Source organism: Psychrobacter sp. M4 (assembly GCF_055699795.1).
The window spans coordinates 2,707,174-2,722,836 of the sequence record NZ_CM146740.1 but is presented as its reverse complement, the minus strand read 5'-3'; the positions used below and the strand labels follow the sequence as shown (position 1 = coordinate 2,722,836).

General features: G+C 44.5%; 11 protein-coding genes. 1 reads left to right on the top strand and 10 read right to left on the bottom strand.

What is annotated here, in order from left to right:
• Positions 1 to 64: 64 nt before the first annotated feature.
• The 4 genes from ACR63N_RS11270 to leuS form a co-directional block, all read right to left on the bottom strand.
• Complete coding sequence (locus ACR63N_RS11270) at positions 65 to 1,396, bottom strand: efflux RND transporter periplasmic adaptor subunit (RefSeq protein ID WP_367103817.1); 1,332 nt, start codon at positions 1,394 to 1,396, stop codon at positions 65 to 67.
• Between the two features lie 113 nt (positions 1,397 to 1,509).
• Entirely contained in the window at positions 1,510 to 2,553 is a 1,044-nt protein-coding gene (holA, locus tag ACR63N_RS11265) for a DNA polymerase III subunit delta (RefSeq protein WP_472782040.1), read from the bottom strand.
• 105 nt (positions 2,554 to 2,658) lie between these two features.
• On the bottom strand, positions 2,659 to 3,357 hold the full coding sequence (locus ACR63N_RS11260; protein ID WP_472782039.1) for an LPS-assembly lipoprotein LptE: 699 nt from the start codon (positions 3,355 to 3,357) through the stop codon (positions 2,659 to 2,661).
• A 53-nt stretch (positions 3,358 to 3,410) separates the two neighbouring features.
• A complete protein-coding gene (leuS, locus tag ACR63N_RS11255) occupies positions 3,411 to 6,125 on the bottom strand; it encodes a leucine--tRNA ligase (protein WP_472782038.1) in 2,715 nt (904 codons plus the stop codon).
• A gap of 221 nt (positions 6,126 to 6,346) precedes the next feature.
• On the opposite strand from leuS, the gene ACR63N_RS11250 reads away from it, so the two are divergent.
• A complete protein-coding gene (locus tag ACR63N_RS11250) occupies positions 6,347 to 6,712 on the top strand; it encodes a Spx/MgsR family RNA polymerase-binding regulatory protein (RefSeq protein ID WP_367106775.1) in 366 nt (121 codons plus the stop codon).
• A 96-nt stretch (positions 6,713 to 6,808) separates the two neighbouring features.
• On the opposite strand, the gene argB is transcribed toward ACR63N_RS11250, so the two are convergent.
• The 6 genes from argB to hemB all read right to left on the bottom strand — a co-directional run bounded on the left by argB (position 6,809) and on the right by hemB (position 15,579).
• Positions 6,809 to 7,720 (bottom strand): acetylglutamate kinase, encoded by a 912-nt coding sequence (gene argB, locus ACR63N_RS11245; protein WP_367103821.1) that lies wholly within the window; start codon positions 7,718 to 7,720, stop codon positions 6,809 to 6,811.
• Between the two features lie 81 nt (positions 7,721 to 7,801).
• Positions 7,802 to 9,853, bottom strand: coding sequence for a phosphohexomutase domain-containing protein (locus ACR63N_RS11240; protein WP_367106776.1), 2,052 nt, complete (start codon positions 9,851 to 9,853; stop codon positions 7,802 to 7,804).
• Positions 9,854 to 9,937: 84 nt separating this feature from the next.
• Positions 9,938 to 10,402, bottom strand: a complete 465-nt coding sequence (gene dut / locus ACR63N_RS11235) for a dUTP diphosphatase (RefSeq protein ID WP_367103823.1) — start codon at positions 10,400 to 10,402, stop codon at positions 9,938 to 9,940.
• Between the two features lie 173 nt (positions 10,403 to 10,575).
• Positions 10,576 to 11,979, bottom strand: a complete 1,404-nt coding sequence (locus ACR63N_RS11230) for a magnesium transporter (protein WP_367103824.1) — start codon at positions 11,977 to 11,979, stop codon at positions 10,576 to 10,578.
• 166 nt (positions 11,980 to 12,145) lie between these two features.
• Entirely contained in the window at positions 12,146 to 14,179 is a 2,034-nt protein-coding gene (locus ACR63N_RS11225; RefSeq protein ID WP_367106777.1) for a UvrD-helicase domain-containing protein, read from the bottom strand.
• A gap of 392 nt (positions 14,180 to 14,571) precedes the next feature.
• The gene (gene hemB / locus ACR63N_RS11220) at positions 14,572 to 15,579 is read right to left on the bottom strand and encodes a porphobilinogen synthase (RefSeq protein ID WP_367106778.1); all 1,008 of its coding nucleotides are present in this window, start codon (positions 15,577 to 15,579) and stop codon (positions 14,572 to 14,574) included.
• Positions 15,580 to 15,663 lie beyond the last annotated feature (84 nt).

Sequence of the window (15,663 nt, the reverse complement as noted above, 5' to 3'; positions counted from 1 at the left end):
TACGCGTGCCTATATCAATAACATTTAGTATCAAAAGTCTGTTACAAGTCCTAAAGGTTAAAGCTTAAAAGGGGCGTCTACCTCTGCTTTGTCCTTGTTCTGATTCTTCACTCAAGATCACCTCATCGCCCTCAGACAGACCGTTTAAAATCTGAGCATTAACCCGGTTATTAATACCGACTTGTACCGTTTGCTCGACCACTTCGCCATCGTCTTTAAGAACGCGCACAGTAGCGGTAGAGCCGTTTGTCGCTTCAGTATTGGCTGCGTCTGTAGATTTTGGCGCACCGCTGGCAGGCTGTAAGGCGGCAGAAGGGATAAGCAGAGCATTCTTTGCCTCATCAACAACAATATAAACCTGCGCAGTCATATCGATACGAAAGCGGCGTTCAGTATTGGGTACTTCAATATAACCGATATAGTAGATAGCAGCATCGGTTGAGCTGGTGTCACTAATATTCTCGGGTGCAGGCTCGATGGCTTTCAAGGTAGCATCGTACTTTTGGTCAGGATTACCAATAATATTAAAATAAACCGGCATACCGGGTTCGACGTTAATGACGTCGGCTTCGGAGATTTGCGCATTGATACGTGCGGTTGATAAATCGGCTAAGGTAACGATGGTTGGCGCGGTTTGATTGGCATTAACAGTAGTCCCTTGCTCGGTGGTGATAGAGACTACGGTGCCTGCCATCGGCGCGCGAATGGTGGTGTAGCTCAGATCTTCTCGAGCAGTGCTGACATTGGTCTGAGATTTGCGTAATTCTGCGCGCTGGCTGTTGATATTAGCTTGCGTAGTAATAATAGCCGCTTTGGCAGTATCGATAGCGGCACGCGCATTATCAACCGCTGCTTTGGCAGTCTCAACACGGGTCGCTTGTGTATCGTACTCTTGCTGCGAGATTGCATCAATGGCCACTAAACCTTGCAAGCGCTCAAAATCTGCTTGTGCTTGCTTTAATTCAGATTGTCGACTGTTAAGATCGGCCTCAGCACTTTTTAAGCTGGCGCGCCGACTCAAAAGCTCAGCTTCGGCGCTTTGAATGGCAGCTTCGCTCTGCTCAAGACTGGCTTGCTGATTGCTTAGATTGTTTTTTTGGGTAACCTGATCAATCTGCGCAATCAAATCGCCAGCTTTTACTTCATCGCCCACTTCCACATACAGGCGCGTTACTTCCCCTGAGACCTGTGCACCAACGTCTACAGTGTTTAGCGCCTTAACTTTACCAGATGCCATGACGTTATTTTCTATATCGCCAATCTCAGCTGTTGCCGTAATATAATTGGGTGTATCCTCAGTAGGTTTAAAAGTATTATAGGCTAAAGCGGCAAGCAGCAAGACTACTAAAGCTATAATACCCCATTTGATGGCAGACTTCTGAGTCATTTTGCGCATAACAACAATCCAATTACAGTTAAATCAAGTTTAGTTATAGTAAAGACTTCATAGTTAAAAAGGAACGTTAATTAGTTTAAGAAAGGTTAAGTAGAAGGCTATGAAAATATCTTTTAGGCAAACAAGCGTTTACCCGATAGTTCTAGAGCAGCTTGCAACAAAAGCTCCCAAGCGGGCTGACGAATAAGACCTTTAATAGCCTGATCGCAGCGATAGAGAAGGTCAGGCCAGCGAGCCGTTTGTGCTTGGGTTTGACGACGACAGGCTTGCTGATACAACCCTTGTTTACTGCGCCAAATGCCCAAACTTTGCGGATCTTGTCCGTCCATTAAACCTATGATTTGTCGCATGTCCTTGCTGATCGCCCAAAGCACCAAGGTAGTCGGCTCATCAGTGGCTTTAAGCTGGAACATAATCTTGGTAACTTGTGTGCTATTGCCTGCGAGCATAGCATCGGACAAGTCAAACACACTAAACTGGGCGTCACTAACCAAAGCGGATTGTAAGTCGTTAATATCTAAGGCGACATTGTCTGAAGCGCTCGTCGCGTCCCCTTTTGCTAGCTGCGCTGCAAATAGATAAGACAGCCGCCACAAGGTTTGATAAGCGCTCAAAAGATGGTGCTCAGTATGTGACATCAATAACTGCCAAGCATCTTGTGATAACTTTAGGCCAAACTCTTGTGCTTGAACTTGCAATAACTGTTGGCGTTGACGCTCATCATAAAGATTACAGTCGATAACGTGACCGTATTTGGCAAAAGGAGTAAACCACTTGCTGCTCTGACTACGACGATCTTGTTTGGCTGTTAGCCAAAGCAAGCTATGACTGTGCGCGCCTGTTTGGGCATCTTGAGCAAAGCCTTCAAGCTCAGTGATTACCCCTTTGTCTGGTTTATGATTGCCGGTGACAATTAAGCTACTAGCATCATCAAATAAAGACTGACTGCTAAGCTCGGACAACACTTCTTGCCACGTTTTTACAGAGACCAGCTCAATGCGCTTTATGGCGTAGTTTTTTGCGCGCCAATGTGGCCTTAGAGCGTCAACAAGCCACTGCTGTAATAGCGGCTCATCACCGTGCGCCAGCCACAAGCCAGCTACCGCAACGTCAGTTTGCAGTAGCTTTGGATAGACTTGTATAAAAGACTCTTGCATAAATTTATGACACAAATTTATTGATATGAATTTTTAGGTATAAGTGAACCAATTTATCATCTAGTTGGCGTGCTTAAAAGGTCATGCAATTAAGACGTTACGTCTTTAAGAAGAGGGAGCAATAATGGTGGTAGTCGCTGAGCTCTCCTCTATTTGCGCTGACTTATTAGTAGGAGCGGGCGCTACTTTAGGAAGAGCAATCGCGACATACTGATCGGTAATACGCCGCGCTAAACTATCGTATAACCAATCACGAATTTGGCTGCCTTGCTGATCATCAGTGCTAACCGAGGCCTCGTTGTACTGATAGCTACGCTCAACTTGAATAGGGTTAGTAAGTGTTACTGGTCTACCATTTTCTATAGTTTCATAGCTGACATCTGCTGATAATACCAAGCGAATCTCCGTTAATACACCAACCAGCTCATAACGTCTAAAACGTACATTATTGACATTAATGACGGCTATTTGTTCAGAGCCTTCATCAGCGATAGTACCATTTAATTGAGCATTGTCTGCATTTTCAATAAGACTAATACCATCAACGACTTCAATGCCCAAAGCTTCTAAGCGTCTTGTTAAAGGCAGCTTTAGCGGAAACGATATACGCTCATCTTCGATAACCACAGCGGTCTTAGCAATATCAAAGCGCATAGGAGCGTCATAACCGCGCAGATGAAAGCCGCAGCTACTAAGGATAGTTGTCGATCCAAGCACGGCGATTATAGGCAGACTTGTAAGTAGTGCCATCGCCGCTTTTTGTCCAAAGCGCTTTTTCACATTAAGTTGATGCTTATACGACATAATTGCTATCCTCAATTGTACTAATAGACACTTGCAACCCTAAAGTTGCAAGCTTAACCTGCAACCACAATATTGACTAATTTGTTCGGTACGACGATCTCTTTTTTGACATCACCGGTGATAAATTTTGCTACGCTATCAAGGCTGCGTGCTTGTTCTTTGAGCTGCTCAGGATCGCTATTTGGCGCAACATCCATTTTGCCGCGTACCTTACCATTGACTTGTACCACCATGGTGATGGTATCTTGTATTAAAGCACGCTCATCAACAGCCGGATAGCTTAAGTTTTGGGTATCAAGACCTAGGCGCTCAAGCAGATGTTCACCGACGTGCGGCGCGTATACTGACAACATTATAAGCAAATCAATCAGCGCCTCATGTTGTACTTGTAAGTCCTGCTCGCTACTAGCCTTAAAGCTGGCAAGCTCGTTAGATAGCTCCATAAGACTAGAGACCGGCGTATTTAGTGCTAAGCGGTCACCCAAATCCTTATCAATCTTAGCGATAGTCTCGTGGGTCTTACGGCGCAAATCTTTAGCCGCTTTACTCAGATCAGTGCTATCTAACGCGCTATTATTCAAACTATCAAGACTTAGGTTCGCAGCTGTTAGCGCCTGTATATGGTCGGTAGCAATGCGCCATAACTTTTTGATAAAGTTATAAGGGCCTTTTAGTGCGTCATCTGACCACTCAAGCGTTTGATCAGCAGGCGCAGTAAATAGGGTATAAAGACGCACAGTATCCGCGCCGTATTGATCAATGGTGGTTTGTGGATCGACGCCATTGTTCTTAGACTTTGACATCTTCTCAATTTTACCGATGGTCACCGGTTGGCCATCTGCTTTTAAAGTAGCTTTGATCGGCTGTCCGCGCTCGTTATAATCGATATCGATATCGTCGGCAAAATAATAAGTAGTGCTGCCATCGCTATTGGTACGATGGAAAGTACCAGCGAGTACCATGCCCTGCGTCATCAGGTTAGCAAATGGCTCATCACCGGAGACTAATGACTCATCACGCATAAGTTTGTGAAAGAAGCGTGCATAAAGCAGATGCATAACGGCGTGCTCAACACCGCCAACATATTGATCTACCGGTAGCCACTTATTAGCCGCTGCTTTGTTCACCATATTATTGGTATCGTTTGGACTAGCAAAGCGGGCATAGTACCAGCTCGACTCTACAAAGGTATCAAAGGTGTCGGTCTCACGCTCAGCATGATTACCACATTTAGGACAAGTGGTATTGACAAAATCGGTGATGTTTTTAAGTGGGTTACCGCGTCCATCGGGTACTACGTCAGTTGGCAGTATCACCGGCAAGTCCTGCTCTTCAACGGGCACCGTACCACAATGCTCACAGTTGATCATGGGAATAGGGCAGCCCCAATAGCGCTGGCGCGATACGCCCCAATCGCGCAGACGATACTGAATCTTCTTATTAGCTAGACCTAGCGGTTCAAGCTTGGCGAGCATCGCCTCAAAGGAGTGCTCAAAATCCATACCGTCAAACTCGCCTGAATTGATTAGAGTATTGCGTTCAGTATAAGCAAGATTGACCTCAGAACCATCAGCTTTTGCCTGAGCTTTTATGTTATCAAAGTAGCCCTTTGGCGTATCGATGACTTGCTTGATAGGCAAATTATACTTGGTCGCAAATTCATAGTCGCGCTCGTCATGAGCAGGCACCGCCATAACAGCGCCTGAACCATAGCTCATTAAGACATAATTGGCGACCCAAACCGGTAGCTTCTCGCCAGTCAACGGATGCGTGACGGTCAGACCCGTATCCATACCGATTTTCTCAGCTTTCGCAAGATCGGCTTCAGCGACTGAGCCTTTTTTGCATAGCGCACAAAACTGCGCAATTACCTCATCACGCTCAGCAGCGTACTGCGCTAGCGGATGCTCGGCGGCAACAGCAACATAAGTTACCCCCATTAAAGTATCGGGGCGAGTAGTAAACACATCTAAAGTATTGTCGTCACCAGCAAGCGTATAAGGAAAATGCACCTCCATACCAGCGCTACGGCCAATCCAATTGCGCTGCATGGTCAGCACCTCGGACGGCCAGTGCCCTTCTAACTGCTCCAAATCATCGAGTAGCTCATCAGCATAGTCAGTGATATTAAAGTAATACATCGGAATATCGCGCTTTTCAACGGGCGCGCCGCTACGCCAGCCTTTGCCATCAATAACTTGCTCGTTTGCCAAAACCGTATTGTCGACTGGATCCCAGTTGACGGTGGCTAGTTTTTTATAAACCAAGCCTTTTTTGTACAATTGCAAAAATAGCCACTGCTCCCACTGATAATAGTCCGGGCTGCAGGTGGCAAATTCGCGCGACCAATCGACTGATAAACCAAGCAGTTTAAGCTGCGCACGCATGTTGTCGATATTGTCAAACGTCCATTTAGCAGGCGGCATTTGGTTGGCAATCGCTGCGTTTTCAGCAGGCAAGCCAAAACCATCCCAGCCCATAGGTTGCATGACCTCAAACCCTTTGAGCCGATAATAACGGCTTAACACATCAGAGATAGTGTAGTTGCGCACATGACCCATATGCAGCTTACCGCTTGGATAGGGGAACATGGAGAGCATGTAGCGGCTAGGCTTGTCGCTTGGCTCATTGTTAACCTCATAGCGCTTGTCGGTTGCCCATTTGGCTTGCTGCTCAGCTTCGATAAGCTGCGGCTGATAGTGGCTGCTATCATTATTAGTATTTATATTGTTAGTATTGGTTTGATCTGCTGTCACAGTGTTGCTCATAGTTGGCTCTAGGTTGGAATTTGATAAAAAGAATAAGGATGCATTTGGATAAGGTAGAATAGCGTAAATTGGAAAAAATTGCGATGGGGCTGATAAAACATTGAGTATATACTGCAATTGATTATATGTAACAACCTCTAAATTTTGTATAGATGTCTATTTTTTCTATCTATTTGTCTATCAGTAATCGCTTAATAAATAAGAGCAATTAAGGAGTAATAATGACCATCACCATTTACGGTATCAAATCATGCAGTACCATGAAAAAAGCGTTTGCCAAACTCGATGAATTAGGCGTTGATTATATCTTTCATGATTATAAAAAACAGGGTATCGATAAACAAAGTATCCAGCGCTGGGTAAATGCATTAGGTATTGATAAAGTGCTCAATAAACGTGGCACCACATGGCGTAAATTGGACGATGAACAAAAAGCGCGGGCAGATAGTAATGAGTCTCAAGCTATTGAGATGTTAGCCGCTAATACCAGTATGATTAAGCGCCCTATCGTAGAAGGCGAGTATAATGATCAGAACGTGTTGCTATGCAGCTTTGATGAAGAAGCGTTCATCAGTACTTTTTCTTAAACCATTTAGTGTTTTTGCATAAATAAAAGTGTTTCTACATAAATAAACCCAAGCCTAGAAGCATTTAAATCTAGGTTTGGGTTTTATGGTTTGTACTTAGTTCAACGTCGACTCTAACTCACGGCTGATCAGCGTACCCACGCCTTCATTGGTAAAAATCTCTAACAGCGTAGCATGCGGGACGCGGCCATCAACGATAACAGCGCTTTTGACACCGCTTCGTACCGCATCAAGGGCGCACCCGATCTTTGGAATCATACCGCCTGAGATCGTCCCATCCTCAATCAAAGCATCGACCTTCTTAGGGGTAAGGCCCGTGACTACTTGGCCATCACGTCCCAATACCCCTTTGATATTAGTAAGCAGCATGAGCTTTTCGGCTTGCAAAAATTCAGCGACCTTACCGGCGACTAAGTCAGCATTGATATTATAAGTATTGCCATCGGTATCCACCCCTAATGGCGCAATAACGGGGATAAAATTAGAAGCAATGAGCATGTTGATAACATCTTTATTGACGCTGACCACATCGCCGACAAAACCTAAATCTATCGGTACTGCTATACCATCTTCGCCGACTTTTTCCATTAGCATTTTTTTGGCTTGAATAAGATTGGCATCTTTGCCCGTCAGCCCAATAGCGCGGCCACCGTGTTTGTTGATTAAACTAACAATGGATTTGTTGACCCCGCCGCCTAATACCATCTCTACGATATCCATGGTGCTTTTGTCTGTCACGCGCATACCATCGATACGCTTGGAGGTACGTCCCAGCTCTTTGAGTAGGTTGTCGACTTGCGGGCCGCCGCCATGTACCACTACTGGATGCATACCCACGGTTTTTAACAGGACAATGTCACGAGCAAATGAGCTTTCAAGCTCAGGATCAGTCATGGCATTACCACCGTATTTGACCACAATAATCTTGTCAACGAAGCGCTGAATATAAGGCAGAGCTGTGGTTAATACTTCGGCGGTGGTCTTGGCATCGTCCAAATTTAGCGACATGGTAAGCTCCTAAAACACGGTTCTAAAATATAATTTTAGGCTTATAGTAAGCCATGGTTTTTGTGATAAGCTATTTGACAACTATTCATAGCCGATAGCAGCGATTTGTTCTGCTATTTGGGTATCAAAGTAGCGGCACAGGGCTACAAAGCGCGCTTGCACCTTTTGTAGATCAGCGACACTATCTCCTGCAAAGCGCACGGTCAGGCTATGACTGGTATTAGACTGACGTAATATACCAAAGCCATGAGCAAAATCTAAACGAATCCCGTCAATACAAGATAGAAGAGTACCAGCTGGCAGAAGTTTACGAGCCTGCGCTATCGTTACTTGTTTTATAGTATCAAAGCAAGCGCACGACAATAGGGCTTGAAAATCAGCTGTTTTTGCTATCTCTTTAGGTAAGTCGGCAACTGTAAAAGCCGCTGATAAGTTTAGTGGTTTAGCGTTAGGGTTTTTTACTAAGTGCTGCAAATAATGACAAAATACTACCATATGATCTACTATTGAGCAGGTGCTCGCCGTCTCACTTGACGAACGATCTGGTAGCGGCAAATAATTATCAGCCGTACTGACTAGCCTCGGTAGATACTGGGTAATATCAGTCAAGCGATACGGTAGTGTCGCCCGTCTAGAAGCGCCCCATAAATCAGTGCTAGTAGTAGCTAAAATGCTATGGGTAAGCATGGGATCGACAGCTGTTTTAGCACTACTATTTATTCCAGCATGAGCATTTGTTTTAATGTTAGCACTTAGCTGGGTGACGATATCGGACTCAATAACTGTTGATGCTAGCCAGTGTAGAAGCCGGAGGCCAGCATACATAGCATCGTCATAAACAATAAAATAGTCATCATTAAAAATAAAGTGACCTGATAATTCGCCAGCGAATATAGCAAGGCTGTCTTGGGACTGCAACTGCTGACGCAGTATACTACTGCCAGTCTTGCTCATTACAGGTATAGCCCCAAGTTTTTTTAGTAGGCGCGGCAGATGATGAGAGCATTTTACATCGAATATAACTTGTGGGTCACTGTTGTTTTTACTAGAGATAGCTCGCTCAGTCATTGCAACTTGCGCTAATAAAAAAAGCAGATGATCGGGGGTAACCACTTTACCACTATTATCAACAATCATCAGACGATCACCATCACCATCAAAAGCCAGACCCATATCTGCTGCATTGATAATAACGGTTTGTTGCAGTTCGGCCAGACGGTTGATCTCAGTAGGATCAGGATTACCCGTTGGAAAATTGCCGTCAGGCGTATCATTGAGCATAATGACACTTTTACAAAAATTCTCAAATAAAGGCTGCGCGATTCTGCTCGTCGCCCCATTCATACAGTCAATCACTACCGTCAAATCAAGTTTAGTAGCTACACTTTGATTATTGAGATTGGTCTTGATGTTTTGCTGTTCAATAAGGGTAAATATTTGCGCGATCTCATCAATATAAGTAGAGGCCACTATGTCGGTCGGTAAACTTATAACACTAGAGCTAGATGCCTGTTTATAATGCGTCTCTAATTGATTTATCAGCGTATCATGATGTTTTCTATTGTAGTAATTGTACTTATACTCGCCAACTTTTGATCGTTCAATGGCTAACAAACTTTTATAGAGCGTTTGAATGTCAACATCGCTAGGAGAGTTGTTATCAACCAGCCATTTAATTCCTAAAGTGTTTTTTTCTGAATGACTGGCTGTCACCATAATGCCATGGCCAGCATATTGCTGCGCCCAAAACGCCATCATAGGCGTGGTAATGAGACCAAGCTGAATAACTGTCAGCCCATACGCATGCAAAATGCTAGTCAGTGCTTGCGATATCGTATCACTATTACAGCGTACGTCGTAACCAATGACGATGGTTTTAGAAGCTATGCGATTATACCTAGTATCAGAGGCAGTGTTGCTAGAGACAACATTATTAGAGTCAAAGTCGTTAAAGATTGGAGAATTGATGTTTTTTTGACAGCTAGAGCTATTCTCAATAAGATGATTTTGGGTAAGATAGAGATGAGCAAAAGCCACGCCCAGCGCTTCTATAAATTCAGTAGTAAAATACTGACGCGCGCCGCGAATGTCATAAGCACGAAATAAGGACTGCTGTGCGGCAAAAGCTGACATGGCTATACTCCCCTTATTATTGTTCTTATAAAATCAGACGTTTTATTTTATTAATATATTTGCTTTATACAAAACGGACAAAGACTATTGACGACCTGAATGACCAAAACCGCCAGCGCCGCGTGCGCTCTCATCGCTAAATTCAGTGACAACTTCAAATTCGGGTCGAGCAATAGGCACGACAATATACTGCGCCATACGCTCGCCTGAATTAAGTACGAAGTCCTTACCGCTACGATTCCAAACACTGACCATCAGCTCGCCTTGGTAGTCGGCATCAATGAGACCGACTAAGTTGCCAAGTACTATGCCATGCTTATGACCAAGGCCTGAGCGCGGCAAAATCATACCAGCGTAATCAGGATCAGAGATATAAACAGCCAAACCCGTACCTATTAAATGAGTTTCGCCAGCTTTAATCGTCAGTGGCTTATCAATACAAGCTCGCAGATCTATACCCGCTGAACCATCGGTAGCTCGCGTTGGCATCGGAAAGTCAGGATGCGTGCCAATCTTAGAATTTATTATTTTAACTTGTACTGCTTGCATGATACGTTCACTTATATGGTTATTGTATTCTTTACAGCCTAACTACTCGAGGCGCTCTACAAACTACAAATTAGGGTATTCTATAAATCAGCCGTGATTATAAATAATAACGAGAGACACCGCGTTGTATTTTTAGCTTGAAAATTTTGCTGCTAAATTGCCGTAGACATAAGCTAAAGTAACAATATACTCGCCAGTCCCAAAAATGACATAAAACCGACAATATCAGTTACTGTGGTCAAAATAACCGAAGCTGACAAGGCGGGGTCAATATCCATACGCTTGAGAATCAGCGGTATACTAATGCCAGAGACATTAGCAGCGGTCATATTAATCGCGATGGCAAGACCAATTACTGCACTAATCTTAATATCATGAAACCACATTTGTGCAATAATTGCCATAATAATAGCCCAAATAAATCCATTTATAGCGCCAACCCATAGCTCCTTGTTAAGTAACCAGATGCGGTTAGAGCCCCCGATCTGACCCATAGCCATACCACGAATGACCACGGTTAGGGTTTGGGAGCCGGCGATACCGCCCATACTGGCAACTACTGGCATCAGTATCGCAAGCGCCACCACTTGCGCTAGTACTTCTTCAAATTGGCCAATGACTGCAGCGGCTAGAAGCGCAGTACCTAGATTAATACCTAGCCAAACACTACGGCTCTTGGCGCTGGTCAATATCGGCGCAAATAGCTCTTCGTCTTGACTGACCCCGGCCAAGCTTTTCATAGTGCTATCGACATCATCTTGGATAATCTCCATGATATCCTCACCATTTAACTGACCAACCAGCTCGCCGAAGTCATTAATAACGGGCGCGTAACGAATATCTTCTGAGCGAAAAATAGCGGCAGCATCTTGGATATCTAAGCGATCATTAATCGTAATGGCATTATCAATAAAGCTTGCCACCATGGCCGTTTGATCATGCTTGATAAGATCAACTAAGCTGAGCAGACCTAACAGCTGCTGGCTTTGATCAACGACCAATAGCTCTTGGCTTTGATCGTCAAGCAAATCTTCATGCTCGCGCAGCCAAGATTGTACCTGCGCTAGACTGATATCGTCTTGCACTTGAATAATATCTGGATCCATATAACTGCCAACTTCCCAGTCCTCGTAAGTATCGAGCTTGTTAACCTGAATGCGCACCTCTTCATCCAAGGTTGCCATCACAGAGGTACGTACAGTTTCGGTAACGGTCTCTAGAATCTCTGAGATATCCTGCGCATCTAGGTCTTGGGTGAATGCAGATATCTCTTTTGAAGAGATATTCTCCATTAAAGGCTGGCGCGTATCCACCTCGAGCTCTGCAAGAACCTCACCTTTGAGATGCTCAGGAACCTGTGCCCAAATAATTTGCCGATCTTGATTGGGAAAAGACTCCAACAGATTGGCAATCTCGTACTCAGACTGCTTAGCCAAAAACTCGCCAATATCTGTATACGCATCTTTTGCGACCAAATCCTGCAAATATAACAGCTTATATTCGGCGCTAAACTCTAGCGGATTATAATCTGTCGGTAATTTAGGGGGTTGATCTGGGCTAGGCGTAGGGTCGAGCATAAGCGTTCCAAAATAATAAATAAGGGTATAAGACAATATAAAAGTTTATTAAGACTAAAAATTTGAGCGCTTGGAGTCAACGGCTATAGTTAACACACTTTAAAGTAGGTACGGTGCTGCTAGTATTAACTTCCCTTGCGTGCTGTAGCTAACAGAGATATGAGCATCAACGATTACCCAATAACGCCCGAATATTAGCCAGATATTCATCAGCGACGGCTTCTGGGTTTTTGGTCGCTTTTTTCTTTTTGGTTTTGGCAGGCCAGTCGATATGATCCTCAGGTAACTCATCTAAAAATCTAGATTCAGAGGTCACGCGCATCTGCCCACCAGCGCGGCGCTGGGTGGCAAGCGTTAACGTTAGTTCACGACGTGCGCGGGTAATACCCACATACATGAGTCGACGTTCTTCCTCGACCGTCTCACTCAAGATAGAGTTGCGATGCGGCAGCATCTCTTCCTCTAACCCCATGATATAGACATAATCAAACTCCAAGCCTTTAGCCGCGTGCAGCGTCATTAGATTAACTTTGTTAGTATTCTCTTCTTCTTGCTGCTGCTCAAGCATATCGAGCAGTACCAGTTTGCGAATAATAGTATCAATCGTGCGCTCGTCATCTTCCTCAGCACGGTTGATAAGCGATTGAATACTGGTGTAGAGCATATCGATATTATCAATACGGTTTTTCTCTTGCTGCGGTGTTTTGGCATCGCTGCGCACAAAGTCAATATAGCCCGTCTCATCGATCATTTGCCTGACGATAGGGACGGGGTCAGGATGCTGATCCAATTCCCTAGTATAGTGCTCAATAAACTCGCCAAATTCTTTTAGCGTACTGTAAGCTTTGGAAGGCAACACGTGAGCAAGACCAGCGTGAGTACAGGATGCTAACAAAGATATGCTATGCTCTTGAGAAAACAGTCCGAGCTTCTCAAGGGTGGCAGGTCCCATCCCGCGCTTAGGCGTATTAATAATGCGCAAGAACGCGCTGTCATCTTCAGGATTCAAAATAAGACGCAAGTAGCCCATGATATCTTTAATTTCACTACGCGCAAAAAAAGACTGACCGCCAGATAATTTATACGGCACTTGCAGCTGACGCAGCTGCGCCTCTAACATGCGCGCCTGAAAATTACTGCGATAGAGTACCGCATACTGCTCCCATTCGTTACCAAAGCGTAGCTTGTGGGTGATGATCTCTTTTGCCACACGCTCGGCTTCGTCGTCATCGTTACGGCAATTGATAATCCGGATCTTTTCGCCATGACCTTTGTCTGACCAAAGCTTTTTCTCAAATAAATGTTCATTATTAGTAATGACCGCATTTGCAGAGGTCAAAATACGCGTGGTAGAACGGTAGTTTTGCTCAAGCATAACCACCTTAAGCTTAGGAAAGTCCTCCTTGAGCAGCGCCATATTTTCAGGTTTAGCACCGCGCCACGCATAAATAGACTGGTCATCATCACCTACCACAGTGAAGCGTCCTTGTGGCCCGACTAAGTATTTAATCATCTCATACTGCGCGGTATTAGTATCTTGATACTCATCGACCAGCAAGTAGCGGATACGGTTTTGCCATTTGTCACGCAGCTCTCTATTTTCACGCAAAATCTTGGTGGGCAGGACAATCAGATCATCAAAATCAACGGCGTTATAAGCGCGCAAGTTGCGTTCATATAATGCATAAAGGGTAGCAAAGATCATATCTTCTGGATCGTCCAATGTCTCCATAGCCTTATCAGGTTCAACCAGATCATTTTTCCAATCAGAGATGAATTTTATGGCTTTACCGACCAGCTCACGACTCTCAGCACCCGATAAGTTATCGCGCATCATCAGCTCCATCAAGAGACGCTTGCTGTCATCGCTGTCCATGATAGAGAAATTACCCTTAAGCGGCGTATGAATCAGCTCATAACGCAAAAACTGGAGACCAAATTGGTGAAACGTCGATACCGTCAGCCCACGCATTTTTTCACTAGGCAACAGTTTGCTGACCCGCGCCTTCATCTCGCGCGCCGCTTTATTAGTAAAAGTCACCGCCGTGATGCGTTCAGCTGGCATGTTGCAGTTTTCTATTAAGTGGGCAATTTTACGGGTAATTACTGAGGTTTTGCCTGAGCCTGCACCCGCCAATACCAGTAGTGGCCCTGATACGTAGAGCATAGCCTCGTTTTGTTTGGGATTTAGTTGACTCATAAGTGACCTGTATAGCAAAAGAAAATAGAGGTTAATAATAGCGCCGACAACACGAACGCTGTGCGTTTTAGTCTAAAAGTTGAGTAAAAGTAGGTTATAGGAGTAGAGTTTAATAGTGGTAAAAATAATTATAAAAGTAACGGGAAAATGTTATAAATGAATGATAACGCTCAGCTTTATAAAGCAGATAATACATTAGATTTTAACAGTTGACGTTAACTGAAAATCAAAATGAAGTTAGCTATTATAAAGCAAAAATATTGACTTTGGGGAGGAGATGGACAGGGTAAATTTGTCCAGACTGATAGCTCATAACAAAATGCGTCAATAGATCTAAACCAATTGACGCAAAAAATTCAAATAGAAATTCTATTTCTAACTTTTATTGTTTACTAAGTATTATTCAACTGCCGCGCTGCCTCAAGCGCAAAGTAAGTCAAGATACCATCGGCACCAGCGCGGCGAAAGCCAATCAAGGACTCCAAAATTACCGCGTCGGTAAGCCAGCCATTTTGAATCGCTGCCATATGCATGGCGTATTCGCCGGAGACTTGATAAGCAAAGGTAGGTATGCCAAAGGTATTTTTGACCTCACGAATCAGATCAAGATAGGGTTGGCCGGGCTTGATCATCACCATATCTGCGCCCTCGGCGATATCCATCGCCACTTCGTGCAAAGCCTCAGCACGGTTACCAAAGTCCATCTGATACTGCTTTTTGTGCCCGCCTTTTAGGTTGCTAGCACTACCGACCGCATCACGAAACGGTCCGTAGTAAGCAGAGGCGTATTTGGCAGAGTAGGCCATAATAGCCGTATTAGCAAAGCCCTCGGCCTCAAAAGCATCGCGCATGGCTTTAATACGTCCATCCATCATATCGCTTGGGGAGATAATATCGGCGCCTGCGCGTGCATGTACTAAAGCTTGTTTGACCAAGACCTCTACTGTAGCATCATTGACCACATAGCCACTATCATCAAGCAGACCATCTTGACCGTGCGAAGTATAAGGATCAAGCGCCACATCAGTCATGACCACCATCTCAGGCACCGCGTCTTTTACCGCCGCTACTGCGCGTGCAGCCAAACCGTTTTCGTCATAGGCTGCCATGCCATCAGGCGTCTTTAACGAATTATCGATAACAGGAAAAATATCGATAGTGGTGACGCCTTCGCTCAAAAGATCTTTGGCATGTTTGATTAGTAAATCAATTGATAAGCGTTCAACCCCGGGCATACTAGCGACTGCTTCGCGTTGATTGTCTCCTTCTAACACAAACACTGGCGCGATAAAATGCTTGGGATGCAGCTCAACTTCACGAATCATAGCGCGCACGTTATCGTTGTAACGCAAGCGGCGCAAACGGGTTTCAGGAAATTGGCGATTGAAAGTATAAGACATAATAAATCCTTATTTCAGTTTGATAATAGACAGATGTAACAAATATCATAAAGCAAAAAGCCCCACCAAATCGGCAGAGCTGAT

Coding starts and splice junctions, on each gene's coding strand:
- leuS (WP_472782038.1), bottom strand. CDS start 6,125: ATGAGCAACACTGTGACAGCAGATCAAACCAATACTAACAATATAAAT.
- argB (WP_367103821.1), bottom strand. CDS start 7,720: ATGTCGCTAAATTTGGACGATGCCAAGACCACCGCCGAAGTATTAACC.
- ACR63N_RS11270 (WP_367103817.1), bottom strand. CDS start 1,396: ATGCGCAAAATGACTCAGAAGTCTGCCATCAAATGGGGTATTATAGCT.
- ACR63N_RS11240 (WP_367106776.1), bottom strand. CDS start 9,853: ATGTCAGCTTTTGCCGCACAGCAGTCCTTATTTCGTGCTTATGACATT.
- ACR63N_RS11260 (WP_472782039.1), bottom strand. CDS start 3,357: ATGTCGTATAAGCATCAACTTAATGTGAAAAAGCGCTTTGGACAAAAA.
- ACR63N_RS11225 (WP_367106777.1), bottom strand. CDS start 14,179: ATGAGTCAACTAAATCCCAAACAAAACGAGGCTATGCTCTACGTATCA.
- holA (WP_472782040.1), bottom strand. CDS start 2,553: ATGCAAGAGTCTTTTATACAAGTCTATCCAAAGCTACTGCAAACTGAC.
- ACR63N_RS11230 (WP_367103824.1), bottom strand. CDS start 11,979: ATGCTCGACCCTACGCCTAGCCCAGATCAACCCCCTAAATTACCGACA.
- dut (WP_367103823.1), bottom strand. CDS start 10,402: ATGCAAGCAGTACAAGTTAAAATAATAAATTCTAAGATTGGCACGCAT.
- ACR63N_RS11250 (WP_367106775.1), top strand. CDS start 6,347: ATGACCATCACCATTTACGGTATCAAATCATGCAGTACCATGAAAAAA.
- hemB (WP_367106778.1), bottom strand. CDS start 15,579: ATGTCTTATACTTTCAATCGCCAATTTCCTGAAACCCGTTTGCGCCGC.